Below are 24524 nucleotides of genomic sequence, written 5' to 3' on the forward strand. Positions count from 1 at the left end.
AAAGGAAAAGGAGAAGGATATGAGTAATTTATATGAAAGCAAATTCATGCAAAAAGTAAAATCCATAGGCGAAAAATGTGCGGGTAACAAAGCGATCGCAGCAGTATCTGCCGGTATGATGATGGCAATGGGCATCATCCTGATCGGCGCTATTTTCCAGTTGATCGCGATCATCCCGACTTTCTTTGGGGCGTGGACGACGGACGATGCGATCTATAACATCTTATTGGTACCATATGATCTGTCTATGGGGCTGATCTCTGTTTATATGGCATTTACCATTGCCTATTCTTATGCCAAGTCGCTTAAGATGCAGGCACTGACCAACGCATTAAATGCCATGTTGATCTTTTTGATCGTTGCAGGACCGATCAAGACGGTAGAACTGGCGGACGGAAGCAGTTTTACCGGTATTGACAACTCCTGCCTGGGTGCTGTGGGTATGTTCACAGCCATCATCATTTCGCTCTGTACCGTCAAGATGGCGCATTTTTGTGAAAAGCATCATCTGATGATCAAGATGCCGGATGTCGTGCCGAAATTTTTGCAGGACACCTTTGCATCTTTGATTCCACTGGTTATCAACATCGCGATCTGGCATACGATCGGAAGCATCTGCTTGAATGTCATGACGATCTCTCTGCCATACGCGATCTCTTATCTCTTATCTGCACCGCTTGGCGCACTGACCAGCGTACCGGGTATCATCATTGTCGTATTGGTTGCAAATGTCCTCTGGACTTTTGGTATCCATGGAACCATGGTTGTTTATATCGCCATTATGGCACCGCTCATGGAGTACATAGCCAACAATGCTGAGCATGTATCCAAGGGTGAAGCACTCGTCTTTGTACCGGTTGCTTTGTTTGGTATCATGAACTGCTGTGGCGGAACGGGAAATACCTTGGCACTTTGCGTCATGGGTCTCTTCTCCAAGTCTGAGCAGATCAAAGCAGTCAGCAAGGCGGCTGTTGTACCGGGTATCTTTAATATCAATGAACCGGCAACTTTCGGTTATCCGATCATGTATAATCCGACACTTGCTATTCCATTTGTGATCAACCCATTGATTACCATGATCATTTGCTACTTTGGTTATATGGTCGGCTTCTTTAAACCGGCGTTTACCATGATTACAGCGACCTTACCGGTCGGCGTATCACCATACCTGTGTACCTTATCCTGGACCAATATCCTGATTCCGGTCATTGCCTTTATCGTGGCATGGGTGGTATATCGTCCATTCTTTAAGGTATATGAGCGCGATCTGATCGCAAAGGAGCAGGAAGCAAAAGAGGTGGCTTAATGAATGCAGACTTTTTATGGGGTGGCGCGATCGCTGCCAACCAGGTAGAAGGTGCATGGAAGGATGATGGGAAGGGAGAGTCGATCTCAGACCATATCACCGCGGGGACAAAAACGTCTCCGCGGCGATTTACCAAAGAAGTGAGGGAAGGCGAACACTATCCCAGCCATCATGCCATAGACTTTTACCATCATTATAAAGAGGATATTGCCCTGTTTGGGCAGATGGGATTTCAGGTACTGCGTCTGTCTATTGCGTGGACACGCATCTTTCCTATGGGGGATGAGGAAAAGCCAAACCAAAAGGGATTGGATTTTTACCACGCCGTATTTGCTGAGTGTAAAAAATGGAACATCCGTCCGCTGGTGACACTGTCACATTATGAAATGCCTTACCATCTGTGTCAGGCATATGGCGGTTGGCAAAATCGTAAAGTTATAGACTTTTTCCTGCGTTATTGCCGGACGGTTTTTACAGAGTATCAGGATGAGGTCGATCTGTGGCTGACCTTTAATGAGATGAATACTTTAGTCAGTCGTTTTGGAACCCTGCTGGGAGCAGGAATTTTGCCGGAAGATGGAGCAGATATGTTTGGGCTTGGTCGTATGCAGACGCCGGAGACAAAGGAAGAAATGCAGGCGCGTTTTCAGGCACTCCATCATCAGTTTGTGGCAAGCGCAAAGGCGGTAGCCTTAGCCCATGAGATCAATCCGAAAAACCGGGTGGGCTGTATGTTGTCGGCGGCAGGAGTCTATCCATATACCTGTTCACCGGATGATATGTTAGAGGCACAGTGGCAGATGAAAAAAAGCAACTGGTTCTGTGGGGATGTCTGCATCCGCGGGGCATATCCTTATTATATGGAGCGTTTTTTTGAAGAAAATGCTATTGCCATTGTCAGCAAGACAGAGGATGCTGACATTTTAAAAAAGGGCTGTGTGGATTTTTTCAGTTTCAGTTATTATACTTCGCGTTGTGTGACAAGAAATGCCGAGGTACAAAAGACTGCCGGCAATATGATGCTGGGCGTGCAAAATCCGTATTTAAAGGCCAGCGAATGGGGATGGATCATCGACCCCAAGGGGCTGCGCTATCTGCTCAATGCGATTTATGACAGGTATCAGATTCCGGTCATGCTGGTAGAAAATGGCTTGGGAGCGGTCGATCAGTTGACGGAGGACGGATGTATCCATGATGATTACCGCATCGCATATCTCAAGGCACACATTGAACAGATGAAGGAAGCCATGAAAGACGGGGTGGACCTGATCGGTTATACGCCATGGGGCTGTATCGATCTGGTCAGTGCCAGCACAGGAGAGATGAAAAAACGTTATGGTTTTATCTATGTAGATCTGGATAATGAGGGCAAAGGATCCGGAAAACGTATAAAGAAGGATTCCTTTTACTGGTATCAGAAGTGTATTGCCAGCCATGGCGAGGAATTATAGAAATAAGAGGGTGGATCATATGGTTACAAAACAAGTGGTATTTATCAATAAGACAGGACTTCATGCAAGACCGGCATCGGATTTTGTCATGCTGGCAAAAAAATATGAGTCTAAGATCACGATCTGTAAGGAAGGTGGAGAGCCGGTCAATGCCAAGTCGGTCGTGCGTCTTTTGGCAGAAGGAATCGGGCAGGGAACAAAAGCGGAACTTGCAGCAGAAGGTCCGGATGAGGCAGAAGCGATCGAGGCTTTGGCAGTTCTGGTTGCCAGCGGATTTGGAGAATAAGGGGACAGCGACTATGGGCGAGAGACAGAAGTTTTTATGTGGTAATGCCGTATCCAAAGGGATTGCGATCGCAAAAGCATATAGATATGAACCATTGGATCTGAAGGTCAGCAAAAGCAAGTGCGACAAGGAGGAGACAGAAGCCGAGTGTCGGCGCTTTCAGTCGGCAAGGGAACAGGCAAAGGAGGAATTGCAGACACTTTATGCAGCCTTAGAGGAGGAACACCCGGACCAGGCGAAGATCTTTGTGGCGCATCAGGAAGTCCTGGAAGATGAAGAAATGACCGAGGAGACGGAGAATGTCATAAAAGAGGATTGTCTGACGGCTGAAAGTGCAGTTGATACAATATTCAACCAGTATGCCGATCTCCTAAAGCAGGTGGAGGATCCCCTGATCGCAGGCAGAGCTGCAGATCTTTTGGATGTTAAGGCGAGAGTGCTTCGTCTTTTACTGGGAAAAGAAGAAAAAAGACTGGATCATTTTGCTGAGGATGTGATCGTGGTGGCACATGACCTTTTGCCGAGCGACACTGCCAATCTGGATCGCGACCATGTCAAAGGTCTGATCACGGAAGTGGGTGGTTCCAATTCGCACTGCGCGATCTTAGCCAGAAGTTTTTCACTTCCGGCGATACTGGGAGCAGAAGATGCCATGACGCAGATCCAGGACGGACAAGACCTGATCCTGGATGGTCTGAGCGGTCAGATATGGCTGGATTTTTCCCAAGAAGAAAAAGAGCAGTATGAACAAAAGCGACAGTTGTGGAAAAAACAGATAGAGGAGGAGCAGACCTATTTGCTTCGTCCGGGAGCAACCAAAGATGAGGTAAAGATCGCGCTGGGGATCAATGTAGGATCGGATGCGTACGATACAGCAGGGGCGGCATATGATTTTATCGGTCTTTTCCGGACGGAATTTCTGTATATGGAAAACGACCATATGCCGACGGAAGAAGAACAATTCAGTGTCTACCGTCGTATCTTAGAAGGTGCAAAAGGCAAGCCGGTGACCCTGCGGACGCTGGATATCGGAGGGGATAAGACCCTGCCGTATTTTTCCCTGCCAAAAGAGGATAATCCATTTCTGGGAGAGCGGGCGCTGCGTTTATGTTTTTCCCACATGGAGATCTTTGAGACGCAAATGCGTGCGGCACTCAGGGCATCTGTCTATGGAAATTTACAGATCATGTTTCCCATGGTAGGCAGTATGGAGGATATCCGCAGGGCAAAGGAAGCGGTAAGAAAGGTCATGGATGCACTGAAGCAGGAGGGGATTGCCTATGATCCAAAGGTTAAGATCGGTGTCATGATCGAAGTCCCAAGTCTGGCTTTGCAGGCAGATCTTGTTGCGCAGGAGGTGGATTTTGCCAGTATCGGATCGAATGATCTGACCCAGTATGTATGTGCGGCAGACCGCATGAACGCTGCCATGGAGCCTTACTATCAGACTTATGCACCGGCGATGGTTCGGCTCTTGGGCTTTGTTTTTGAAAGTTTTCAGAAGGCAAACAAGCCGATCTCTGTATGTGGTGAGATGGCGGGAAATCCCAAGGGGGCGGCACTTCTGGTCGGACTTGGCGCGAGAAAACTCAGTATGAATGCTGCCATGCTGGCTGCAGTAAAAGCAGAATTGGCAAGGCACAGGATAGACGAATTAGAGAAAATGGCAAAGACCTGTCAGAAACTTTGCACAGAAAAAGAGATTAAGGAGCAGATGGAAATGTAAAAGAAAGTTAAGAGGTTTTTTATGAAAAGAAGAATAGCAAGCAGATGTCTGGCTGGTTTATTGACCCTTATTCTTACAGTGACGACTTTGGGAACATCTTTGGTCGAGGCGTCTACAGGGGACATTGATGCCGCAATCGTAGCGGAATCATTACAGGTGGCAAAGCAGGTCGAAGCAGAGGGAATCGTTCTTTTGAAAAATGAAGACGGGGTGCTGCCACTTGCAGCAGAGCAGGCTGTCAGTGTCTTTGGAAGCGCAGCGATCGATCCGTATTATGGCAGTTCCGGTTCCGGATCGATCAAGTCGGATACCATGATCGGATTTTATGATGCGCTTTCTGCAGCAGGTATTACATATAATGATACCCTTTATCAATCTTACCGGACTTGGTATGGAAAGAACGGCAATCATAAAGAAATGCCCGTCAGCGAGTTGGATATGACCCAGGCAAGGGAATATGCCGATACAGCGATTCTTATGATCGGAAGATCCGGGAGCGAAGGAAATGACCTTACCCTGGAAGAATTGCAGTTGAGCGCGGATGAAAGCAGTCTGATCGATACAGTGGCAAAGACTTTTGATCATGTGATCGTATTGTTTAATATTGCAAATATGATGGAGATGGGATTTTTAGAAAATTACCCATCGATCCAGGGGGCTGCGATCATATGGACACCCGGTGAAGCGGGCATGGAATCGGTCTCACAGATGTTGGCAGGGCAAATAAATCCATCCGGAAAACTACAGGATACGATCGCATATCATGTATCGGATCATCCATCTACAGCAAATTTTGGCGATTATACTTATGCGGATCAGAAAGCCAACTTTGTGGAGTATGAGGAAGGCATTTATGTCGGCTATCGCTATTTTGAGACCTTTGGGGTTCCGGTCCAGTATCCGTTTGGCTTTGGACTTTCTTATACAGAATTTGCATGGAGCGATATCAGCTTTGATAAAAACGGAAGGGACTGTCAGGTGGCAGTGACGGTGACGAATTGCGGAGAACGTGCCGGTAAAGATGTGGTCCAGATCTATGTCAGCCTGCCATATCAGGCAGGAGGTGTGGAAAAAACGGCGACACAGTTGGTGGCTTTTGTCAAAACGGATCTTCTGGAGCCGGGAGCAAGTGCACGCTATACGGCAACCTTTGACATATGGGATTGTTCTTCTTATGATGCTGACGGCGAACAGGCATATATTTTAGATGCCGGTGATTATACGGTGCGTGTGGCACATGATGTAAAAGATAGTGAGTGTGATTTCTCTTATGCACTTGGGGAAAAACTGGTAAAGAAAACGGATGAAGTATCCGGTGCAGAGATCAAGAATTTATTTTCGGATGCTTTCTGTGATCAGATGACGGTTCTGTCAAGAATGGATCCGGTGGGGACTTATCCGACCACACCTGTCAATGAGACCTGTCCGGTTGATATCAGTGATATGGATGCTGCTGTAGCACCGGAAACGGATGCGGATGCCGTGGCACCGACGATCGGAGCGATTTATGAGGATAAGATCATGCTGCAGGAAGTGGCTGTGGATCCATCATTAGAGGAGGTATTTTTAGATCAGTTGACTTTGGATGAGATGATCGATCTGATCTGTAACTGCGGCTATAAGACACCGGGCGTAGATCGTCTGGGAATCCCAAAGACAAATGATAATGACGGACCGGCTTCCGTAAAAGGAGCAGGCGGTCTTTTGTATCGGGACTCCGGTGTGGCATGGCCGGCGGGAGTGTGCCTTGCCTGCACATGGAATGTAGATCTTGCTTATGCACATGGCGTGCGCTGTGGTATCGAGGCAAAAAATATAGGTACAAATATCTGGTATGCACCGACGGCAAATATACATAGAAATCCAAAGGGCGGACGAAATTTTGAGTATTTTTCCGAAGATCCGATCGTTTGCGGAAAGATGGCAAGTGCCATTGTGCAGGGGGCGCAGTCACAAAACCTGACAGTTACAGTAAAACATCTGGTCTTAAATGAGCAGGAGAAAAACCGCTGGGGGATTTTGACCTGGGCGGATGAACAGACGATACGGGAGATATACCTAAAGCCTTTTGAGATAGCGATCAAGGAAGGCGGAGCAAGAGGTGTCATGTCTGCTTACAGCCGTTTGGGAAAGACCTGGTGCGGCGGAAATGATGTACTGTTAAAGGATCTTTTGCGTACAGAGTGGGGCTATTCCGATTATGTGATCTCAGACTTTTCCGTACATGGTCTGTATGGAAGTTATATGAATCCTTTACAGGCGACATATGCGCAGAATGATGCAAATCTGACAGGTATTTATGCAGTCCAGTTTTTATCTATCAAAAAGGCGATGAAGCAGGAGTATAAAGAAAATCCGGTAGCCTTTGGTACAGCCATGCGAGCGTGTGTGAGAGACATTATCCATATGAAAATGGCATCCAGTGCATTCTCTAGGCAGGTGGGCACATCGGAAAGCATACACATTGAGGGTGAGATAGCAAAGGTTAAGGGCAAGTCTGTCAAGAATGCCGGGTTTACGGAAAAAGCAGATGGTGCAAGTCAGGGATATGTGCTCTGCAATCTGTCCAAGAAAGGCAATGTGGCAACATGGACATTTGATGTAGCGGAGGCAGGAACCTATGATTTGACTATGGCATTGGCAAGTACAAATCTGATTGGGAAAGATGTGGCGTTAAGTAAGCAGATCAATATGCAGGTCAACGGCGTGGAAACGGATGTATCGGAGATAGAAATTCTGGGTAGTGGTGTTTTGAAATATAATCAGTTCGCTACATATGGTCCATTGCAGGTAGATCTGCAGGCGGGGACGAATACGATCACTTGGACAGTGATAGGGTATTCGGTACCAAATGTAGACTATGTGGAATTATATAAAGTAACAGAGTAATTAGGATGCTAAGATCATCCATGGCGGATCAGGCGTATGCTTTCCGTCATGGATGCTTTTGCCATTTCGGTAAACGCATCTAAGGACAATTCCGGGTTGTTCTGGCGGAACCAGTAGGCGTACAGTCCCATGATGCCATTGGCTATGTATTCGGTATAATACTCCTTTTGCTGATCCGAAAGTGTACTGTCCGGATTGGATGCGAGGATACAGTATTTGATGGCAGCGACACCATCCTCGAAAAAGGCAGAGCAGCTTGGCTCTGTAAAGATCACGCGGTAAAAATCCATTTTGTCCCGCACGACATTGGTCAGCCCATCAAATAATGTATCGAGCTGTACGTTTTCACAATTCTTTAACTGTTCTGCAATCATGTTACGTGCAAGTTGCTGCATTTCTGAAACGAGGTCTTCAATACATTCATAATGCAAATAGAAAGTCCGCCGGTCAATATCTGCTTCACGTGTCAATTCTGAGATTGTGATTGCATTGTAAGGCTTTTTTTTGAGTAATTCTACGAAAGCATGGCGCATTGCTTGTTTTGTTTTTTCGATGCGTCTGTCTGTTTTTCGTGCTTTTTTTCCTTCCATGATAAAAACTCCCCCAAAGTTAATGCACAGAAATGGTACAGGCTGTGCATTTCTACTCATTTGTATGATGGTTGGCGATTGTTTTATTCGCCCATATGTCTATATAATAATAACATAAAAATGCACAAAGTGTGCAGAAATTATTAAGGAGGGGTTTGGTATGGGTATTTTGTACAATGTACCGGATTTAAAGACCTGGGGCTTTATGGCGTTTGTTTTATTAGCACTGATCGCTTTTAATGAACTGGGCAGAACAAAAAAATGGGGAGGAATCTTATTATTTGTTATTGTACCATTGGTGCTTACCATTGCAATCTGGCCTACAACAGCTGCACCGGGTAATGAATATGGAACAGGTAACTGGTTTAACTGGGTTAAGACTTACTCTGCACTGGCAGGTTGTGTCGGCTTTATGTTGATTCGTTTCTGTCCAAAGATTGAGCACAGCAAGTTTGCTATGTACTTCCCACCAATTATTTTGGCAGCAAATATCTGCGAAGCAGTTATGCGTGATTTCCAGGTATTCTCATGGGGATTGACAGAAGGCGGATACGTTGACAACTTATGGACTATTTCCGGACCTTGGAACGTAATGAATGGTATTGCAGGTATCTTCAATATCTTATTGATCTGTGGTTGGTCAGGAATCTTCGTATCAAAAGAAAAATCTCGTGATATGATGTGGCCAGATATGGACTGGATCTACATTTTGACCTATGATTTGTGGAACTTTGCATATACATACAACTGTATTTCAGACCATTCTGTATACTGTGGAATGTTGCTTCTTTTGTCTTGTACTATTCCTTCATTCTTCATCAAGAGAGGATGCTGGTTACAGCACAGAGCACAGACATTGGCACTTTGGATTATGTTTATCATGACAGTACCTACTTTCGCAGATCGCGTAGCACCAGTACCAACAACACACAATCCAACAGCATTCTTTATCGTAAGCTTCCTTGCACTTGCAAGTAACGCTGGTCTTTTCATCTATCAGGTATACGTTATTCGCAAGAATAAGAAGAACCCACTTAAGGATGAACTTTATACAGAAACAGCACATTACAAGAAGATTGTTGCTGAAAACTAAAATTTCATAATTTCACTTATATAGTTGAGCTGCCTTTTTTTTGGTGGCTCAGCATTTTTTCGCTTTCATGGTAGAGGTGTTGTGAGGTTTCTGATTTTGAACAAGGGAAAGTGTTTTGCTCGTGTTATACTTGTATAAAATCGAAAAGTGCATCTATACTAAATGGAGGATAAAATATGAATCAACATGTAGATAAAGCAATGGAGTTAAGAAACGAGATGCCAATGGTAAATAACTGTGCACAGACCATCATGCGTGTCTACGCAGATGAACTTGGCATGAATGAGGAACAGGCGGCGGCCATCGGCTGCAATTTTGGCGGTGGCATGAAATGCGGTGGTACTTGTGGAGCAATCACAAGTGGACTGATGGTGTTAGGCGCTATGGGCATAGATTCGCCAAAAGTTGTTGGAGAATATCGCAAACGTATGGCAGGTATGCATGATGGATTGACAGACTGTGCGGCGTTATTGCAGGAAAATGCCAGAAAAGGTGGCGAGAAAAAGGTACATTGTGATAATATGATTAAGGAGTCCATCGAACTGATTGATGAACTCACAGAGAATAAATAAGGAATGGAGCATCAAAATGGATATTTTTGATAAGGTTGAATTACAGGATTGCCCAATCTGCGGAGGCGCAGGATTGTTGGAAGAGGAGAATGGCAACAGCTTTTATGTAGCATGTATGGACTGTGGCAGCCGTTCTGTAAATATTGATTACAAAGAAGAAGCAAAACGCGAAGATGCAGCACAGCGCGCTGCAGACTTGTGGAATACCGGAAAAGTAATCTCCAGTCATCCGGGAGAATAAAAAAAGAAGCCGCGAGGCTTCTTTTTTATATGCTTTATATGTGCCGTAGATATTTTTTATTGTATAGCATTATGCAGCAGAGTAAGCACTGTATTTACGTCATCCACATCCATTTGACCAGGGGCAGAAATTTTATTGGCAGCGGCAAATGTCATGGAGGAACCGAATACCTCACCGCAGAGACGACTGAGGACACCGGTATCTGCCATAGACATGGTTATAATTGGACTTGTGGCATGACAGCGTGTCATTTCTTCTGTTGCGGAGAGGAGTGTCAAAACATCTTTTTTGCTTTGTGGCATGACAGCGATTTTGGGGATATCAGCCCCCATGTCCTGCATTTTACATAGACGCTGGAGGATGTCCTCTTTGGAAGGTGTTTTGTAAAAATCATGATTAGAAGCAATGACTTTTACACCAGCAGCGTGCGCACCGGCAATGATTTCGGATACTGTATCATCACCAATAAAAATCTCAACATCAATAAGATCGACATTACCGGTTTGGGACGCATGAATATTTAATTCTTTATAGGCATCAACGGAAATAGATTTTTCGCCACCTTCTGCGGAAGTCCGGAAAGTCATGAGCAGTGGTGTTTCACCAAGGATGTTACGAAGTTCTTTTAATACATCTTCTACTTGCGTAAAGTCAAAGACGCCCTCAAACCAATCAGCACGCCATTCTACTACATCAAGTGGAATGGTATGAAAGGAACGTGCTGTAGTAAGAATTTCTTCCTTTGTCACACCGACGATGGGAACGATAATCTTTGGCATTCCAGTACCGATTTCGATATTTTTTACTTTTACAGGATTCATAATGTATTCTCCTACTATAATATGCATGTAAAACCTAACTATAATGAATGTACTCGTTGTTTTGCATAAATGCAACTGCCTTTTGATAAAAAATGACTTTATCACTTTAAAGTCAAAGAGTACTTGAATTCAGACCTGCCATACGTTATGATGGAAGAAATTCGTGAAGTCATATAGATATCTGTGATTTTACATAAAAGAAGGCAGAGGACTTGAAAAATGAAAGATTTGGAGAAGTTAGATTTTAATATTTTTCTGATTGGCTTTATGGGCGTTGGAAAAAGTACAGTTTCAAAGGCTTTACAGCGTATGTTCGCCATGGATGTGGTGGAAATGGATGAGATTATTGCAAAACGCAATGGTATGAGTATATCAGAGATTTTTGAGCTACACGGAGAGGAATATTTCCGTAACGAAGAGACTGCGTTTTTGCGAGAAAGTCGCGAAAAAAAGAACATGATCGTGTCGTGCGGCGGTGGTGTACCGATGCGCCAGGTGAATGTGGATGAGATGAAAAAGAGTGGTAAGGTAGTGCTTCTTACAGCCAACCCGGAGACGATTTTAGAACATGTCAAGCATAGCCATGACAGGCCACTTCTGGAAAATAATAAGAACGTAGATTATATTGCAGAACTGATGGAAAAGCGCCGGGAAGCTTATGAAGCAGCTGCTGATATCGTCATTGCTACCGATGGTAAGAGCGTCTATGATATTTGTGAGGAAATCATTACAAAGGTCAATCAGTAGCACATGATGTTGTTGATACGAGAATAAACTACAACATATAGAAAAGAGGAAAAAAGATGGGAAAAGAGATTACAGGACATACAGGGCTTTTATGTTTGCTTGGAAGCCCGGTGGCACACAGTATATCGCCGGCAATGCACAATGAAGCATGTAAGCAGTTGGGATTGGATTACGCGTACTTAGCGTTTGATGTGCCGGAAGAGAAGATGCCGCAGGCGGTAGAGGGACTTCGTACCATGGGAGCGCGAGGTTGGAATATTACGATGCCGGGAAAGAATATTATGTGTAAATTAGCAGATAAGCTTTCGCCTGCATCTGAGATTTCCGGTGCATGCAACACCATTGTTAATGAGGATGGTGTACTGACTGCATATACGACGGATGGCGTAGGTTTTATGCGTGCTGTTAAGGACAAGGGTGTAGATATCATTGGAAAGAAGATGACACTTCTTGGTGCCGGCGGAGCTGCAACAGCTATTTTGGTGCAGGCAGCGCTTGATGGTGTGGCTGAGATTCAGGTATTTAATATCAAGGATGCTTTTTGGGAGCGTGCGCAGGATATTGTGAACCAGTTGAATGAGCGTACCACGTGTAAAGTGACGCTGCATGATTATGAAGACCCAGAGGTGCTTCGCGCAGCCATTGCGGACAGTGCGATTCTTGTCAACGGTACATCGGTTGGCATGGCTCCAAAGACGGATGCAACCATTATTACAGATACGACAATGTTCCAACCGGATCTTTTCGTATTTGATGTCATCTACAATCCAAAGGAGACGAGACTTCTGCGCGAAGCAAAGGCAGCAGGATGTAAAACATCCAATGGTATGTATATGCTTTTGTACCAGGGAGCAGCATCTTTTGAACTGTGGACAGGACAGGAAATGCCGGTGGACATCATAAAAGAAAAGTATTTTTCATAGGACGCTGTGAAAAGCATGGAGGAAGTTAGTTATATGAACACAATGCCAATAGCGGAAGTTATTGATCATGTTGCAACTATTTGCAAAAAACATGGATGCAAACGATTAGATTTATTTGGATCATTCGCGACAGGAACAGCAGTACCTACGAGTGATATTGATTTTGTGGTGTACGATTGTGATAATATAACAAAATTGGAAGAAGATTTGGAGCAGATTGATACATTGCGAAAGATAGATATTTTCGATTATAATAGTATTAACAATGAGTTCTTGTTGGAGGATATTCGTAAGTATGGAAAACAAATATATTAATCGTTATCGTACATTTTGTAAATGTCTGGATAATTTAAAAAAAAGCAAGCAGGCAAATCCAAATGAAGATTTTGTGTTGGAAGGAACCATCATGAATTTTAATCTCACTTTTGACATTTCATGGAAAGTAATGAAAGATATATTGGTAAAGCAATTGGGAATCCTTGATTTCGCAATCGGATCACCCCGCGATACCTTGCAGCAGGCATTTACCAATCGTTTGATTGATGATGATAAATGGATGCAGATGCTCCGCATTAGAAATCAGTTAGCACATGACTATGATGGCAGTTTGGCTACAGCGGAATTTTCGATAATTGTAAATGAATATATACCGTTATTTGAACGATTCAGAGTTTGCGCAGAACAATATTATATATGATGAAGAGGAAGATCCGCGGGATCTTCCTTTTTTTATATAAGTCAAATATAGTTGATATATGCAAAAAGCATACATGAAAACATAACTGTGAAGACATATGCTTTTCATGTACATAAATTAATGGATAGTCAGACGAAAAAAGTTCATTTAGACTATTAGTAGAACGAAGGGAGGTTTAAAGATGAATTATATCGTAGATAAGAAAAAGGTGGGCGCATATTTAAAAAAATTAGTGAAAGAAAATCAATATCCCTCAAACAGACAATTTGGCAAGGCATGTCTGAAAATGATGGGATGCACTGATCCAGATGATGTGGAACTCAATAGAATGAATAACCGACTATCACAGATTTGTAATGGACAAAATGGAATACAGATGGAGGATATGTTGATTTTTTCAGATTTACTGGGGGTATCCTGCGAAGAAATATTAAGCGCAGGAGAAAGGCGTGTTCCGATATCTGGTCATATGACAAATTATGACATTGCTTTTTCACAAGATGAAGAATTATGGTCTAGTTACATGAAGCGTGAAGATAAACTGTTTTTGAATAGTGATGAGTATGGAAAAACCGTGATTGACTATGCAATAGAGTTTAAAAATTATCCATTTATTAAGTGGTTGTTGGATGAAGAATTTATATGGCTTGTAGATAATAGTGAATATCGTCAATTTGGTTATTCATATGGTGGTGGAACAAGCATAGAAAAGCGTGCTCCATGGGACATGGATAATGCTGTACCATTACAGGTGAAATATGATGATCAGTTAAGAACGCAAATTCTAACGCTTGCATTGGAGAATAAGGATTATGGTATTCTAGACAAATTTTTGGCCAGAGAAACTCCTTTTTTACACCGGGTAACATTTTATAACGATAGAGATAATGCATACCAATATTATAGCGAAGATTATGTCAGGATGATCGCCGGTGCGCCATTAGATATTTTGGATTATTTCTCTCAGGAATTTGAAGTTGAAAATTGTCAGAAGTGGAAAAATACATATATATATCCTTTTTGCGGTGAATTGTTAGGAATGTTGACATGTCTGCATGAAGAAAAAAAGGCAAAATTTCTGGCAAAACGTGTTTTAGAACATAATGAAAAAACATATAAAAAAGTGGTTTCCATGCTGGATGCTGCATATGAAATTGAGTGGAAAGAAAAGCAGAAGTGGTGTGGAACGTGGGAGGAGGACAATAAAATATATAAAGACATTCAGAAAAGTATTAAAGTGGGAACTTTAAATTACTTTAACTTTTCGAAGGATAATCACATAGTTTCTTTTTTTTACAGCAGCAAAAAAGAAATGGAATATTTTCTGACAAATATGATAAAAGTAGATTTGCAAAAAGTGCCATCATCATTAAAAGAAACATTTTTAGAAATTAATATGTGGTATGACCGAGTTGCAGCATTAAAGGAGACATGGGGATGCGAATGAAAAAGAAAGTGAAGGTAATCATAGGGATCATCATTGTAGTGGTGCTGGTGATAGCCATTGGAAAGATTTCTTCACATCGTGTGAATACATTAGCAAACTGGTCTTTTCAATATAATGACAGCACAGATGATTATAGTCTCTTCTTCGCGCTATGTGATACGAAAGAAAGAGAAGTTGCGGCATCCGGAAAAGTTAGTATTCGAATAGAAAATGAGAATGGTCAGGTTGTTTATGAGGGAAAGAAGGCATTTGATAAATCAGATTTCGGAACCTATGACAGCAAGGCGGCTGGTGAACATTTTCTGGCTGATGTTAGAATTGGCACAGATGAAATGGCAGAAGGAAGTTCAGAGAATGGTACGGTCTATTTTACGGTTAGTGGAAGTGATTATGTATTTGACGAGGTTCGTTGCGAGGCATATAACCTGCCAACGAAAGAAATAACGATAGATGTACAGGAATTGCCACAAGAAATATGCCAAAAGGATTGGGATGGCTCTGTGAAAGCAAAACTTATGATCACGGATGTAACATATAGTACATCATCTGATATGATGGCAGGTATTACTTTTAGTATATCTGGAGAAAAGACATTTGGAAGTCGTACGAGTTTGGGCTATGACATGATAGATTACCAGTTATGTGACGGAAATGGATATGTGGTAGATTCTGGTCAAATTTTTATAGACAAAGCACTTGGAACCGGAGATAAATTTACGGATGATTCATTGACAATTTATGACTTGATTCCGGGAGAAACATATGTGCTGACTTTTCAAGATGGTGCGTGGTAGATGAAGAAAAAGGATAAAAGTAGCCAACCTGTTTGTTGGCAAAATGATACGGTGGAGAATAAATAAAAAACGCGTTGGGCTGATAGAAATCTATCAACCCAGCGCGTTTATTTCGTTTCCTTACTTTTTATTAAAGTTGGCTCTCTTTCTTAAAGTAGGATCCAGGATACGCTTGCGGATACGCAGGCTTTCCGGTGTTACTTCAAGCAGTTCATCCGTATCGATGAAGTCCAGCGCCTGTTCCAGACTAAGGACTTTTGGTGGAACCAGTGTCAGTGCTTCATCCGCAGAAGAAGATCGGGTATTGGTCAGATGCTTCTTTTTGCAGACATTCAACTCGATGTCTTCCGCACGGGAAGAAGATCCGATGACCATACCGGCATAGACTCTTTCGCCAGGTCCGATAAAGAGGGTTCCACGATCCTGGGCAGAGAACAGACCATAAGTTACGGATTCGCCGGACTCAAAGGCGATCAGAGATCCCTGCTTACGGTAAGCAATGTCGCCCTTGTATGGTGCGTAGCCTTCAAAGATCGTATTGATGATACCATTTCCCTTGGTGTCGGTCATGAACTCGCCACGATAACCGATCAGACCTCTTGCAGGAATCAAAAATTCGATTCGTGTGTAGCCGCCGGTGATCGGGGTCATGTTCTGCAATTCACCCTTGCGCTGGCTGAGTTTTTCGATAACGGCACCGGTAAATTCGTCCGGTACATCGACATAAGCGCGCTCCATTGGCTCTAATTTCTTGCCGTTCTCATCGGTGTGATAAAGTACCTCTGCCTTAGATACGGCAAATTCAAAACCTTCACGGCGCATATTTTCGATCAGAACGGACAAATGCAGTTCTCCACGTCCGGAAACCTTGTAAGCATCCGGAGAATCGGTCTCTTCTACACGCAGGGAAACGTCCGTGTTTAATTCCTTGAACAGACGATCGCGGATATGACGGGAGGTAACGTATTTACCTTCCTGTCCGGCGAGCGGGCTGTCATTGACGATAAAGTTCATAGAGATCGTCGGCTCAGAGATCTTCTGGAATGGGATCGGCTTTGGATCGTCAGGGTTGCAGATGGTATCTCCGATGTGAATGTCCGCGATACCGGATACGGCAACGATAGAACCGATGCGGGCTTCCTCGACGTCAACCTTTTCCAGACCGTCAAATTCATATAACTTATTGATGCGGACTTTCTTTAACTTGTCCGGCTCATGATGGTTGACAACGGCAACTTCCTGGTTGATACGCAAGGAACCATTGTCGACCTTTCCGATACCGATACGTCCCACATATTCATTGTAGTCAATCGTGCTGATCAGAACCTGTGTACCAAGGTCAGGATCACCGGTTGGTGCCGGGATATAATCTAAAATGGTCTCAAACAAAGGAACCATGTCTTTTCTTTCGTCGTCCAGATTTAAGACAGCAAAGCCTTCCTTTGCGGAAGCATAAACGAATGGACAGTCCAGTTGTTCGTCAGAGGCATCTAGATCCATGAAAAGTTCCAATACCTCATCAATAACTTCGTCCGGTCTTGCCTCCGGTCGGTCGATCTTGTTGATACATACGATAACCGGCAGATCCAGATCCAGTGCCTTCATGAGCACGAACTTGGTCTGTGGCATAGCACCTTCAAAGGCATCAACGACTAGGACAACGCCGTCTACCATTTTAAGGACACGTTCTACCTCGCCACCGAAATCTGCATGTCCCGGTGTGTCAATGATGTTGATCTTGGTATCCTTATAATAAACGGCTGTGTTTTTGGATAAAATGGTGATACCACGCTCACGCTCGATATCGTTAGAATCCATCACGCGTTCCGCAACTTCCTGGTTGGCACGGAACACACCGCTTTGCTTTAATAATTCATCTACAAGTGTCGTCTTACCATGATCGACGTGAGCGATAATGGCAATGTTACGAATGTCATCTCTTGATTGCTTCATGTCATCCTTCTTTCTATAAGGTCTTTCCTTAATATAATACAAATTTACACATACTGTACTAGTTTACCACAAATTTAGGGATTTACAAGTTTATCGACAAAATGCCTGTCACTTTTTACCTTGCACATGGTAAACCATAATGGAGAAAAGATTGAAAGATCCAAAAGAAGGGAGAGGCTAATCAAATGGCAGATAAAGTGTTAGAAAACAATCAGGTATCAATCGTGGGAGAAATTGTTTCGGATTTTTCTTACAGTCATGAGGTGTATGGGGAAGGTTTTTTTGTGGTGGAAGTAGCCGTGAACCGTCTGAGCAATTATGCAGATTACATTCCACTCATGGTATCTGAAAGATTAATTGACACGACACAGTCTTATATTGGTGAAAAGATCCATGTGACGGGACAATTTCGCTCGTATAATCGCCATGAAGAAACAAAGAACAGATTGATCTTATCTGTCTTTGTCAGGGAACTTGAATTTGTAGATGAATATATGGAAAACGAGGATGAGGAAAGAAAGAGCAATTACATCACACTGGATGGCTATGTGTGCAAAGCCCCGGTTTATCGTAAAACGCCGCTGGGACGGGAGATCGCAGATCTTCTGGTGGCAGTTAACCGCTCTTATGGAAAATCAGATTACATTCCATGCATCTGTTGGGGCAGAAATGCCCGTTATGCCACGACATTTGAGATCGGTAGTCATGTCAGCGTGATCGGTCGTATCCAAAGCCGGGAATATGTAAAGAAATTATCGGAGGACGAGGCAGAACGCAGAATTGCATATGAGGTATCTGTATGCAAGATTGAAGAATTGGACTAAAAATTCACATAATTGCCATATTTTACAATCTGTGGTAAACTGAGTGCACTTGGTGATGTATTTTTAAATTTCAACCGTCGTAGGAGGAATTATGGATAAGGGTATTATTCAGATTTATTACGGAGAGGGACAAGGAAAGACATCTGCAGCACTTGGCAATGCCATCCGCAAGGCAAGTAACGGACAGAGTGCCTATGTGGTGCAGTTCATGAAAGGACAACTGGATACGGAATATCTGACAAGGCTGGAGCCGGAGGTCAAGGTCTTTCGCTTTGAACGTTGCAGCGAGGGATTTGATGCGCTGGATGAGGCAGAAAAGCAGGAGCAGAAGCAGAACATCCAAAATGGCTTGAATTTTGCAAAAAAAGCCCTTGTGACCGGACAGTGCGATATGCTGGTTCTGGATGAGGTCTTAGGACTGGTAAAGGAAGGCATGGCAACGGAAGATCAGATCTTAGAGGTCTTGCAGGCAAAGTCCTTATACACAGATGTGATACTGACAGGCAGGGATTCATTACCGCGTGTATTTGATATGGCAGACAACATTTTAAATATCGTACCGGAGAAAGTCTGAACCGTCGATATTTATTGACAAGGTAATAGCGTAATGCTATAGTTTAAAAGTATTATATAAAAAGGTAGAGGTTGCGTAATTCATTAGTAATTCACAGGATGTGGCAGGCACAGTGGAGTGTGAAGGAAAGGGAGGCACGCCGAAAGGATACGTCTTCTGCGGATGTTTTCTTGGGCGCAAGTTTAATAGGCTTGTGACTGTCATCTCGTAAGAGATGGGGAGCTATCATGGATGCGTATGTATTGACCAGCTCCTTAGAGCTGGTCTTTTATGTGCAAGACCTTATGACAAGATAGAGATAAAACATATATGCATTGTTTCACGAGGCAAACAGGTCGCATATACTGTATAAAGGAGGAGAAGAATATGGCTATTTTTACAGGCTCAGGAGTTGCAATCGTTACACCGATGAAGGATAATTTAGAGGTAAACTACGATAAACTGGAAGAACTCATTGACTTTCATGTAAAAGGTGGCACGGACTGTATCGTCATCGCCGGAACGACAGGCGAGGGCGCGACCTTATCCATGGAAGAACACAGAAACGTGATCCGCGCGGCAGTGGAGTTTACCAGACATCGTATTCCGGTGGTGGCAGGGACCGGTTCTAATTGCACAAAGACAGCGATCCAGCTTACCCAGGAAGCAGAGGAAGACGGTGCAGACGGTGCACTGATCGTGACACCGTATTACAATAAAGCAACACAGACAGGCTTGATCAAGCATTACAGCCAGATCGCATCAGAGACAAAACTGCCGATCATTCTTTACAATGTACCGGGACGTACCGGATGCAATATCCAGCCGGAGACCGTGGCAACGCTGGTTCGCGAGAATGAAAATATCGTAGGCTTAAAGGAAGCAACCGGCAATATGGCACAGGCATCCAAGACTATGTACCTGTGTGACGGCAAGTTGGACCTTTATTCCGGCGAGGACGGACTTGTTGTACCGTTGATGGCGATCGGCGGTATCGGTGTGATCTCCGTTATTGCCAACATTGCACCACAGCAGACACATGATATGTGTGCAAGTTATATGGCTGGCGACCGTGAAAAGGCTTTAGAATTACAGATGAAGTCTTTGCCGCTCGTTGATGCACTCTTTAGCGAGGTCAACCCGATCCCTGTAAAACGTGCTCTGAACCTGCTTGGCATGGAAGTTGGTTCTCTGCGTGCGCCACTTTGCGAAATGTCAGATGCTAATGCGGCTGTCTTAAAGCAGGCAATGGTAGAATACGGACTGCTGTAATCGGGCAGACTAGATAACGGAAGAGGAGATTTTAAGCATGGTAAAAGCGATTATGCATGGCTGTAATGGTCATATGGGTCAGGTCATTACAGCCATTTGCAAAGAAGATGAAAATATTGAGATCGTAGCAGGCATTGACTTAAATGACAGCCTGCCAAACGACTATCCGGTCTATAAGAGCCTGGCAGAGTGTGATGTCAAAGCAGATGTTGTCATTGATTTCTGCAATGCCAAGGCAGTTGATGCACTCTTAGATTATTGTGAGACGACAGGGACACCGGTGGTACTTTGCACGACCGGACTTTCGGACGAGCAGTTTGCCCGTGTAGAGGAAGTATCGAAAAACGTAGCAGTCTTAAAGTCTGCTAATATGTCACTGGGTATCAATACCTTGATGGATCTTTTGAAAAAGGCAACCGATGTGTTTGCGGAGGCTGGATTTGATATCGAGATCGTAGAAAAGCACCACAACCAGAAACTGGACGCACCGAGCGGTACGGCACTGGCACTTGCAGATGCTATCAACGAGGAGTTGGACAACTCCTATGTTTACAAGTTTGACCGTTCTCAGGAGCGCAAGAAGCGTGAAAAGAAAGAGATCGGTATTTCTGCTGTGCGTGGCGGTTCCATTGTGGGCGAGCATGAGGTCATCTTTGCCGGTATGGACGAGGTCATCACCTTCAAGCATACGGCATATTCCAAGAGCGTATTTGCCAAAGGTGCTGTAGAGGCAGCCAAGTTCTTAGCAGGCAAATTGGCAGGACATTATGATATGAAGGATGTCATTGCAGCCAAGTAGGAGCGGGAAGTTATCTTCCCTACATAATAATATAGGTTTTTATTTGAGGTACTCTGTAGGATGCAGAGTACCTTTTTTATGAGACAATGAAAATATGCATCTTGACAAAAGGAGGTAATTTTCTTAAAATACTTCAAGAATGAACAATTCAATTTTGAAAGGAAATGCATATGAAAACAGGACTTGAATTCAGCAGAAAAGTGGACACTGCATATATGGCACTTTGCAAACCTTTGTGCAAGAAGTGGCATTTGACGCAGACAGCCCTGGATATTCTTATGTTTCTGGCAAATAACCCGGAGTTTACAACTGCCCGTGATATTGTTGAGATCCGAAAATTGAAAGCAAATCTGGTATCGGTCAATGTAGACCGACTGGTGAGGGAAGGCTATCTGGTGCGACAGGAAGTGGCAGAGGATCGTCGCAAGACGAAACTTTTATGCACATCCAAAGCCGATGAGATCATCACACAGGGAAGAAAATTGCAGCAGAATTTTGTTGCACTTTTATTTGCGGGGATTGATGAAGAGACAAGGGATATCCTTTTAGGCAGTATGACAAAAATGGAAGAAAATCTTGATTATATACTTGAGGAGGAAGCGTAAAGATGAATTTGTTGCTTACGATCTTAGTTACTTTTTTTGCGGGAATGGGAGCGGGGCTCGGAACCGGATTTGCGGGGATGAGTGCAGCCGCGGTCATCAGCCCCATGCTGATCACATTTTTGGGGATAGACCCCTATATGGCAGTCGGCATTGCTTTATCGTCTGATGTCTTGGCGAGTGCAATTTCTGCCTACACCTACGGAAAACACAAGAATCTGGACATAAAAAATGGCTTGATCATGATGGCAAGCGTTCTGCTCTTTACGGTCGTGGGAAGTTACATTTCCAGTTTGGTACCATCGAAAACCATGGGAAATTTCTCTGTCTTTATGACTTTTTTACTGGGAATAAAATTTATTGTCCGACCGGTCATGACGACAAAAGAATCTATGGAGAGTGTTTCACCGAAAAAACGTGTGATCCAGTCGATCATCTGTGGCGTTTTGATCGGTTTTATCTGTGGATTTGTCGGCGCAGGAGGCGGCATGATGATGCTTCTGATCCTGACATCTGTCTTGGGTTATGAATTAAAGACCGCCGTAGGCACCAGTGTGTTCATTATGACATTTACAGCACTGACCGGGGCAGTATCACATTTTGCGATCGGTGGCTTGCCGGACGTGACCGTGTGGATCCTCTGCATTGTCTTTACCCTGATCTGGGCGCGGATCGCTGCCACTTTTGCAAATAAGGCAAAGCCAAAGACTTTAAACCGAGTAACCGGGATCATTCTGGTTGTCCTGGGCATTGCCGTTATGGGATTTTCCCTTTTGTCTTAAATGAAAACCCTACAAAAACTTGCGTAAGACCGGAGCGAGTTTATCGGTGTGCTCGACATAAGAGCCGTGTGTCTCGCCCTCAAAGATATGCAGGGTCGCCTGTGGCAGGTGATCGGCGATCGTCTGGGTCTCCTTGGGCTTTATCATATCCTTGCTGCCAGCACAGACGAGAGCAGGAAGGTTGATGGAACGCAATTTGTCCGGCGCAATGTCCGGCTCTAACAGCATCATTTCCACCAGTGGACTGTTTGTCTTTTTGTAAAGAGATTTGATCTCGCGTCTGGCAGAGCCGGTCAGACCCTTAGGGCTCAGGTTGGCTCCGCACAGAACAATGGCGGAAAGCAGATCCAGGCGTTTTAAGGCTACGAGCAGTGTGATGATGGCGCCGTCACTAAAGCCGCACAAGACCGGCTTTTCAATATGTAAGGACTCGATAAAGCAGATGACGTCTGCTGCCATATCTTTATAATGATATTCTTTTGGGGTGGCACTTTCACCCTGTCCGCGGCTGTCGATGGCATAAACCGTATGATCCATGGACATTTCTGCGATCATGCGATCCCAGATCGCGTGTGTTTCTCCATTGCCGTGCAAAAAAATGATGGGGCTGCCTTCTCCCTCTTTTTCATAAGATAATATCTGTCCGTTTAGTTGAATATACATAGTAAAACCCCGCATCTGAAAATTTCTATCTAAATTCTAGCATGATGGGAAAAAAGTTACAACTCCGGGATGGAAACTATGGCTATTATTTAACGTTCTTTTTACTTTACCCACATGGGGCGAAATGGTATAATCTTTGTGTATTATTAAAAAATAAGGGGGTTTTTTACAAATGAAACTAAACGTAAAAAAGACGGTCCAGGTCGGATTCGCGTTTTTATCCATCTGTGCATTCTGGCAGATGTATAATGCCATCATTCCGATCATCCTGACCTACACATTCCATATGAATGAGACGATCTCCGGTGCCATCATGGCAGCGGACAATGTACTTGCCTTGTTCTTACTGCCGCTCTTTGGTGGTATTTCCGACCGGTGCAAGTGCAAATGGGGCAAGCGTAAGCCATTTATCCTGTTTGGAACGATCGCAGCAGTCATCCTGATGCTTTTGATCCCACTCATCGATAATTCTTACTATGAGAACCCGTCGACAGCCAAATTGGCACTCTTTATTGGGGTATTGGGAGCACTTTTGGTTGCCATGGGAACCTACCGCAGCCCGGCGGTTGCTTTGATGCCGGACATCACACCAAAGCCACTGCGAAGCCGAGCCAACGCCATCATCAATCTGATGGGAGCACTGGGCGGTATCATGTATCTGGTGATCGCCAGTGTGACTTTGAATTCCAAGAGCGAGCATGAGAACTACTTCCCGATCTTTCTGATCGTAGCAGGTATCATGGTCGTAGCCGTCATGATCGTTATGATCACGGTAGATGAAGTAGACTTAAATAAGCAGATGCGCGAATATGAGGCTGCACATCCGGAAGAGAATCTGGAAGTACAGGATGAGTCCGGTAATGCAGAACTGCCAAAGGATGTCAAGAGAAGTCTGATCTTCTTACTCCTTTCCGTAGCTTTCTGGTTCTTCGCATACAATGCTTTGGAGACATGGTTTACCACTTACGCAAAGAGCGTATGGGAAATGACGACCGGTCAGGCATCCCTTTGCCTTACCGTTGCAACCGGTGGCGCCATCTTAGCCTATGTTCCGGTCGGCTCTATCGCAGCCAAGATTGGACGTAAGAAGACCATTTTGAGTGGTATCATCCTGATGCTGATCAGTTTTATCGTGGCACTTGCATTTTCACTTATGAGTGACACCTTCAGCCCGGTTCTCTATGTTCTCTTCTTGTTAGTAGGATTTGGCTGGGCAGGCATCAATGTCAACAGTCTGCCGATGGTTCTGGAAATGTGTAAGGGAAGTGACATCGGTAAGTTCACCGGCTATTACTATACCTTTAGTATGTCAGCACAGATCGTTACACCGATCGTAGCAGGCTTTTTGATGGAGCATGTCGGCTACAAGGCGCTGTTCCCATATGCCGCAGTCTTTATGGTGATCGCATTTATTACCATGCAGTTTGTAAAACACGGCGACAGCAGAGAAGGTATCAAGCAGGGGATTGATGCATTTGATTTTGAAGATTAAG

At 44.0% G+C, this 24524-nt stretch carries 25 protein-coding genes and 1 riboswitch; of the genes, 21 read left to right on the forward strand and 4 right to left on the reverse strand.

Features of this window, described 5'->3' with window-relative positions; translation table 11 throughout:
- Nucleotides 1-19: 19 nt before the first annotated feature.
- From H8R94_RS09465 to H8R94_RS09485, 5 genes are read left to right on the forward strand one after another with little or no spacing between them, the layout of a single operon-like run.
- The gene (locus tag H8R94_RS09465; RefSeq protein WP_118281717.1) at nt 20-1306 is read left to right on the forward strand and encodes a PTS sugar transporter subunit IIC; all 1287 of its coding nucleotides are present in this window, start codon (nt 20-22) and stop codon (nt 1304-1306) included.
- Complete coding sequence (locus tag H8R94_RS09470) at nt 1306-2757, forward strand: glycoside hydrolase family 1 protein (RefSeq protein WP_186854508.1); 1452 nt, start codon at nt 1306-1308, stop codon at nt 2755-2757. The genes H8R94_RS09465 and H8R94_RS09470 overlap by 1 nt, the downstream gene beginning before the upstream one ends.
- 19 nt (nt 2758-2776) lie before the next feature.
- The gene (locus H8R94_RS09475) at nt 2777-3043 is read left to right on the forward strand and encodes an HPr family phosphocarrier protein (RefSeq protein ID WP_186854509.1); all 267 of its coding nucleotides are present in this window, start codon (nt 2777-2779) and stop codon (nt 3041-3043) included.
- Between the two features lie 13 nt (nt 3044-3056).
- Nucleotides 3057-4769, forward strand: coding sequence for a phosphoenolpyruvate--protein phosphotransferase (gene ptsP, locus H8R94_RS09480; RefSeq protein ID WP_186854510.1), 1713 nt, complete (start codon nt 3057-3059; stop codon nt 4767-4769).
- A gap of 21 nt (nt 4770-4790) precedes the next feature.
- On the forward strand, nt 4791-7658 hold the full coding sequence (locus tag H8R94_RS09485) for a glycoside hydrolase family 3 C-terminal domain-containing protein (protein WP_186854511.1): 2868 nt from the start codon (nt 4791-4793) through the stop codon (nt 7656-7658).
- A gap of 14 nt (nt 7659-7672) precedes the next feature.
- Here the strand turns inward: H8R94_RS09485 and H8R94_RS09490 are convergent, their stop codons facing one another.
- Nucleotides 7673-8248: a TetR/AcrR family transcriptional regulator gene (locus H8R94_RS09490; protein ID WP_186854512.1), complete on the reverse strand. Its 576-nt coding sequence runs from the start codon at nt 8246-8248 to the stop codon at nt 7673-7675.
- A gap of 160 nt (nt 8249-8408) precedes the next feature.
- Between H8R94_RS09490 and H8R94_RS09495 the strand changes: the two genes are divergently transcribed.
- The 3 genes from H8R94_RS09495 (at nt 8409) to H8R94_RS09505 (ending at nt 10154) form a co-directional block, all read left to right on the forward strand.
- The gene (locus H8R94_RS09495) at nt 8409-9341 is read left to right on the forward strand and encodes a DUF5692 family protein (protein ID WP_186854513.1); all 933 of its coding nucleotides are present in this window, start codon (nt 8409-8411) and stop codon (nt 9339-9341) included.
- Nucleotides 9342-9517: 176 nt separating this feature from the next.
- A complete protein-coding gene (locus tag H8R94_RS09500; protein WP_118281724.1) occupies nt 9518-9913 on the forward strand; it encodes a C-GCAxxG-C-C family protein in 396 nt (131 codons plus the stop codon).
- 16 nt (nt 9914-9929) lie between these two features.
- Complete coding sequence (locus tag H8R94_RS09505) at nt 9930-10154, forward strand: Lar family restriction alleviation protein (protein WP_186854514.1); 225 nt, start codon at nt 9930-9932, stop codon at nt 10152-10154.
- A 56-nt stretch (nt 10155-10210) separates the two neighbouring features.
- Here H8R94_RS09505 and aroD read toward each other — a convergent pair whose 3' ends face one another.
- Entirely contained in the window at nt 10211-10975 is a 765-nt protein-coding gene (gene aroD / locus H8R94_RS09510; protein ID WP_186854515.1) for a type I 3-dehydroquinate dehydratase, read from the reverse strand.
- A gap of 219 nt (nt 10976-11194) precedes the next feature.
- Here aroD and H8R94_RS09515 point away from each other — a divergent pair, with 219 nt between their 5' ends.
- The 6 genes from H8R94_RS09515 (at nt 11195) to H8R94_RS09540 (ending at nt 15583) form a co-directional block, all read left to right on the forward strand.
- On the forward strand, nt 11195-11722 hold the full coding sequence (locus H8R94_RS09515; protein WP_118281727.1) for a shikimate kinase: 528 nt from the start codon (nt 11195-11197) through the stop codon (nt 11720-11722).
- A 56-nt stretch (nt 11723-11778) separates the two neighbouring features.
- Nucleotides 11779-12645 carry a shikimate dehydrogenase gene (locus H8R94_RS09520; RefSeq protein WP_186854516.1) on the forward strand — a complete coding sequence of 289 codons (867 nt, stop codon included), beginning with the start codon at nt 11779-11781 and terminating at the stop codon, nt 12643-12645.
- 33 nt (nt 12646-12678) lie between these two features.
- Nucleotides 12679-12960, forward strand: coding sequence for a nucleotidyltransferase family protein (locus H8R94_RS09525; protein WP_118281729.1), 282 nt, complete (start codon nt 12679-12681; stop codon nt 12958-12960).
- The gene (locus H8R94_RS09530) at nt 12941-13342 is read left to right on the forward strand and encodes an HI0074 family nucleotidyltransferase substrate-binding subunit (RefSeq protein WP_186854517.1); all 402 of its coding nucleotides are present in this window, start codon (nt 12941-12943) and stop codon (nt 13340-13342) included. Before H8R94_RS09525 ends, H8R94_RS09530 begins: the two co-directional genes overlap by 20 nt.
- 181 nt (nt 13343-13523) lie before the next feature.
- A complete protein-coding gene (locus H8R94_RS09535) occupies nt 13524-14789 on the forward strand; it encodes a protein-tyrosine phosphatase family protein (RefSeq protein WP_186854518.1) in 1266 nt (421 codons plus the stop codon).
- Nucleotides 14786-15583: a hypothetical protein gene (locus H8R94_RS09540; protein ID WP_186854519.1), complete on the forward strand. Its 798-nt coding sequence runs from the start codon at nt 14786-14788 to the stop codon at nt 15581-15583. Before H8R94_RS09535 ends, H8R94_RS09540 begins: the two co-directional genes overlap by 4 nt.
- 120 nt (nt 15584-15703) lie before the next feature.
- On the opposite strand, the gene typA is transcribed toward H8R94_RS09540, so the two are convergent.
- Nucleotides 15704-17536, reverse strand: a complete 1833-nt coding sequence (gene typA, locus H8R94_RS09545; RefSeq protein WP_186854520.1) for a translational GTPase TypA — start codon at nt 17534-17536, stop codon at nt 15704-15706.
- 185 nt (nt 17537-17721) lie between these two features.
- On the opposite strand from typA, the gene H8R94_RS09550 reads away from it, so the two are divergent.
- The 6 genes from H8R94_RS09550 (at nt 17722) to H8R94_RS09575 (ending at nt 22368) form a co-directional block, all read left to right on the forward strand.
- Nucleotides 17722-18360: a single-stranded DNA-binding protein gene (locus H8R94_RS09550; RefSeq protein WP_118281734.1), complete on the forward strand. Its 639-nt coding sequence runs from the start codon at nt 17722-17724 to the stop codon at nt 18358-18360.
- Between the two features lie 91 nt (nt 18361-18451).
- The gene (locus H8R94_RS09555) at nt 18452-18934 is read left to right on the forward strand and encodes a cob(I)yrinic acid a,c-diamide adenosyltransferase (RefSeq protein ID WP_118281735.1); all 483 of its coding nucleotides are present in this window, start codon (nt 18452-18454) and stop codon (nt 18932-18934) included.
- Between the two features lie 57 nt (nt 18935-18991).
- Nucleotides 18992-19167, forward strand: a riboswitch (Lysine riboswitch).
- Between the two features lie 133 nt (nt 19168-19300).
- Nucleotides 19301-20185, forward strand: a complete 885-nt coding sequence (dapA, locus tag H8R94_RS09560) for a 4-hydroxy-tetrahydrodipicolinate synthase (protein ID WP_118281736.1) — start codon at nt 19301-19303, stop codon at nt 20183-20185.
- Between the two features lie 37 nt (nt 20186-20222).
- The gene (dapB, locus tag H8R94_RS09565; protein WP_186854521.1) at nt 20223-20984 is read left to right on the forward strand and encodes a 4-hydroxy-tetrahydrodipicolinate reductase; all 762 of its coding nucleotides are present in this window, start codon (nt 20223-20225) and stop codon (nt 20982-20984) included.
- Between the two features lie 170 nt (nt 20985-21154).
- Nucleotides 21155-21589 (forward strand): MarR family winged helix-turn-helix transcriptional regulator, encoded by a 435-nt coding sequence (locus H8R94_RS09570; protein ID WP_186854522.1) that lies wholly within the window; start codon nt 21155-21157, stop codon nt 21587-21589.
- A gap of 2 nt (nt 21590-21591) precedes the next feature.
- Nucleotides 21592-22368 carry a sulfite exporter TauE/SafE family protein gene (locus H8R94_RS09575; protein ID WP_186854523.1) on the forward strand — a complete coding sequence of 259 codons (777 nt, stop codon included), beginning with the start codon at nt 21592-21594 and terminating at the stop codon, nt 22366-22368.
- Between the two features lie 9 nt (nt 22369-22377).
- On the opposite strand, the gene H8R94_RS09580 is transcribed toward H8R94_RS09575, so the two are convergent.
- On the reverse strand, nt 22378-23031 hold the full coding sequence (locus tag H8R94_RS09580) for an alpha/beta fold hydrolase (RefSeq protein WP_186854524.1): 654 nt from the start codon (nt 23029-23031) through the stop codon (nt 22378-22380).
- Nucleotides 23032-23203: 172 nt separating this feature from the next.
- Between H8R94_RS09580 and H8R94_RS09585 the strand changes: the two genes are divergently transcribed.
- Complete coding sequence (locus H8R94_RS09585; protein ID WP_186854525.1) at nt 23204-24523, forward strand: MFS transporter; 1320 nt, start codon at nt 23204-23206, stop codon at nt 24521-24523.
- Nucleotide 24524: the final 1 nt, after the last annotated feature.

It is taken from the genome of Roseburia lenta, assembly GCF_014287435.1.
In the GTDB taxonomy this organism is placed as follows: Bacteria; Bacillota; Clostridia; order Lachnospirales; family Lachnospiraceae; genus Pararoseburia; species Pararoseburia lenta.

Coding starts and splice junctions, on each gene's coding strand:
- H8R94_RS09465 (WP_118281717.1), top strand. CDS start 20: ATGAGTAATTTATATGAAAGCAAATTCATGCAAAAAGTAAAATCCATA.
- H8R94_RS09470 (WP_186854508.1), top strand. CDS start 1,306: ATGAATGCAGACTTTTTATGGGGTGGCGCGATCGCTGCCAACCAGGTA.
- H8R94_RS09475 (WP_186854509.1), top strand. CDS start 2,777: ATGGTTACAAAACAAGTGGTATTTATCAATAAGACAGGACTTCATGCA.
- ptsP (WP_186854510.1), top strand. CDS start 3,057: ATGGGCGAGAGACAGAAGTTTTTATGTGGTAATGCCGTATCCAAAGGG.
- H8R94_RS09485 (WP_186854511.1), top strand. CDS start 4,791: ATGAAAAGAAGAATAGCAAGCAGATGTCTGGCTGGTTTATTGACCCTT.
- H8R94_RS09490 (WP_186854512.1), bottom strand. CDS start 8,248: ATGGAAGGAAAAAAAGCACGAAAAACAGACAGACGCATCGAAAAAACA.
- H8R94_RS09495 (WP_186854513.1), top strand. CDS start 8,409: ATGGGTATTTTGTACAATGTACCGGATTTAAAGACCTGGGGCTTTATG.
- H8R94_RS09500 (WP_118281724.1), top strand. CDS start 9,518: ATGAATCAACATGTAGATAAAGCAATGGAGTTAAGAAACGAGATGCCA.
- H8R94_RS09505 (WP_186854514.1), top strand. CDS start 9,930: ATGGATATTTTTGATAAGGTTGAATTACAGGATTGCCCAATCTGCGGA.
- aroD (WP_186854515.1), bottom strand. CDS start 10,975: ATGAATCCTGTAAAAGTAAAAAATATCGAAATCGGTACTGGAATGCCA.
- H8R94_RS09515 (WP_118281727.1), top strand. CDS start 11,195: ATGAAAGATTTGGAGAAGTTAGATTTTAATATTTTTCTGATTGGCTTT.
- H8R94_RS09520 (WP_186854516.1), top strand. CDS start 11,779: ATGGGAAAAGAGATTACAGGACATACAGGGCTTTTATGTTTGCTTGGA.
- H8R94_RS09525 (WP_118281729.1), top strand. CDS start 12,679: ATGAACACAATGCCAATAGCGGAAGTTATTGATCATGTTGCAACTATT.
- H8R94_RS09530 (WP_186854517.1), top strand. CDS start 12,941: ATGGAAAACAAATATATTAATCGTTATCGTACATTTTGTAAATGTCTG.
- H8R94_RS09535 (WP_186854518.1), top strand. CDS start 13,524: ATGAATTATATCGTAGATAAGAAAAAGGTGGGCGCATATTTAAAAAAA.
- H8R94_RS09540 (WP_186854519.1), top strand. CDS start 14,786: ATGAAAAAGAAAGTGAAGGTAATCATAGGGATCATCATTGTAGTGGTG.
- typA (WP_186854520.1), bottom strand. CDS start 17,536: ATGAAGCAATCAAGAGATGACATTCGTAACATTGCCATTATCGCTCAC.
- H8R94_RS09550 (WP_118281734.1), top strand. CDS start 17,722: ATGGCAGATAAAGTGTTAGAAAACAATCAGGTATCAATCGTGGGAGAA.
- H8R94_RS09555 (WP_118281735.1), top strand. CDS start 18,452: ATGGATAAGGGTATTATTCAGATTTATTACGGAGAGGGACAAGGAAAG.
- dapA (WP_118281736.1), top strand. CDS start 19,301: ATGGCTATTTTTACAGGCTCAGGAGTTGCAATCGTTACACCGATGAAG.
- dapB (WP_186854521.1), top strand. CDS start 20,223: ATGGTAAAAGCGATTATGCATGGCTGTAATGGTCATATGGGTCAGGTC.
- H8R94_RS09570 (WP_186854522.1), top strand. CDS start 21,155: ATGAAAACAGGACTTGAATTCAGCAGAAAAGTGGACACTGCATATATG.
- H8R94_RS09575 (WP_186854523.1), top strand. CDS start 21,592: ATGAATTTGTTGCTTACGATCTTAGTTACTTTTTTTGCGGGAATGGGA.
- H8R94_RS09580 (WP_186854524.1), bottom strand. CDS start 23,031: ATGTATATTCAACTAAACGGACAGATATTATCTTATGAAAAAGAGGGA.
- H8R94_RS09585 (WP_186854525.1), top strand. CDS start 23,204: ATGAAACTAAACGTAAAAAAGACGGTCCAGGTCGGATTCGCGTTTTTA.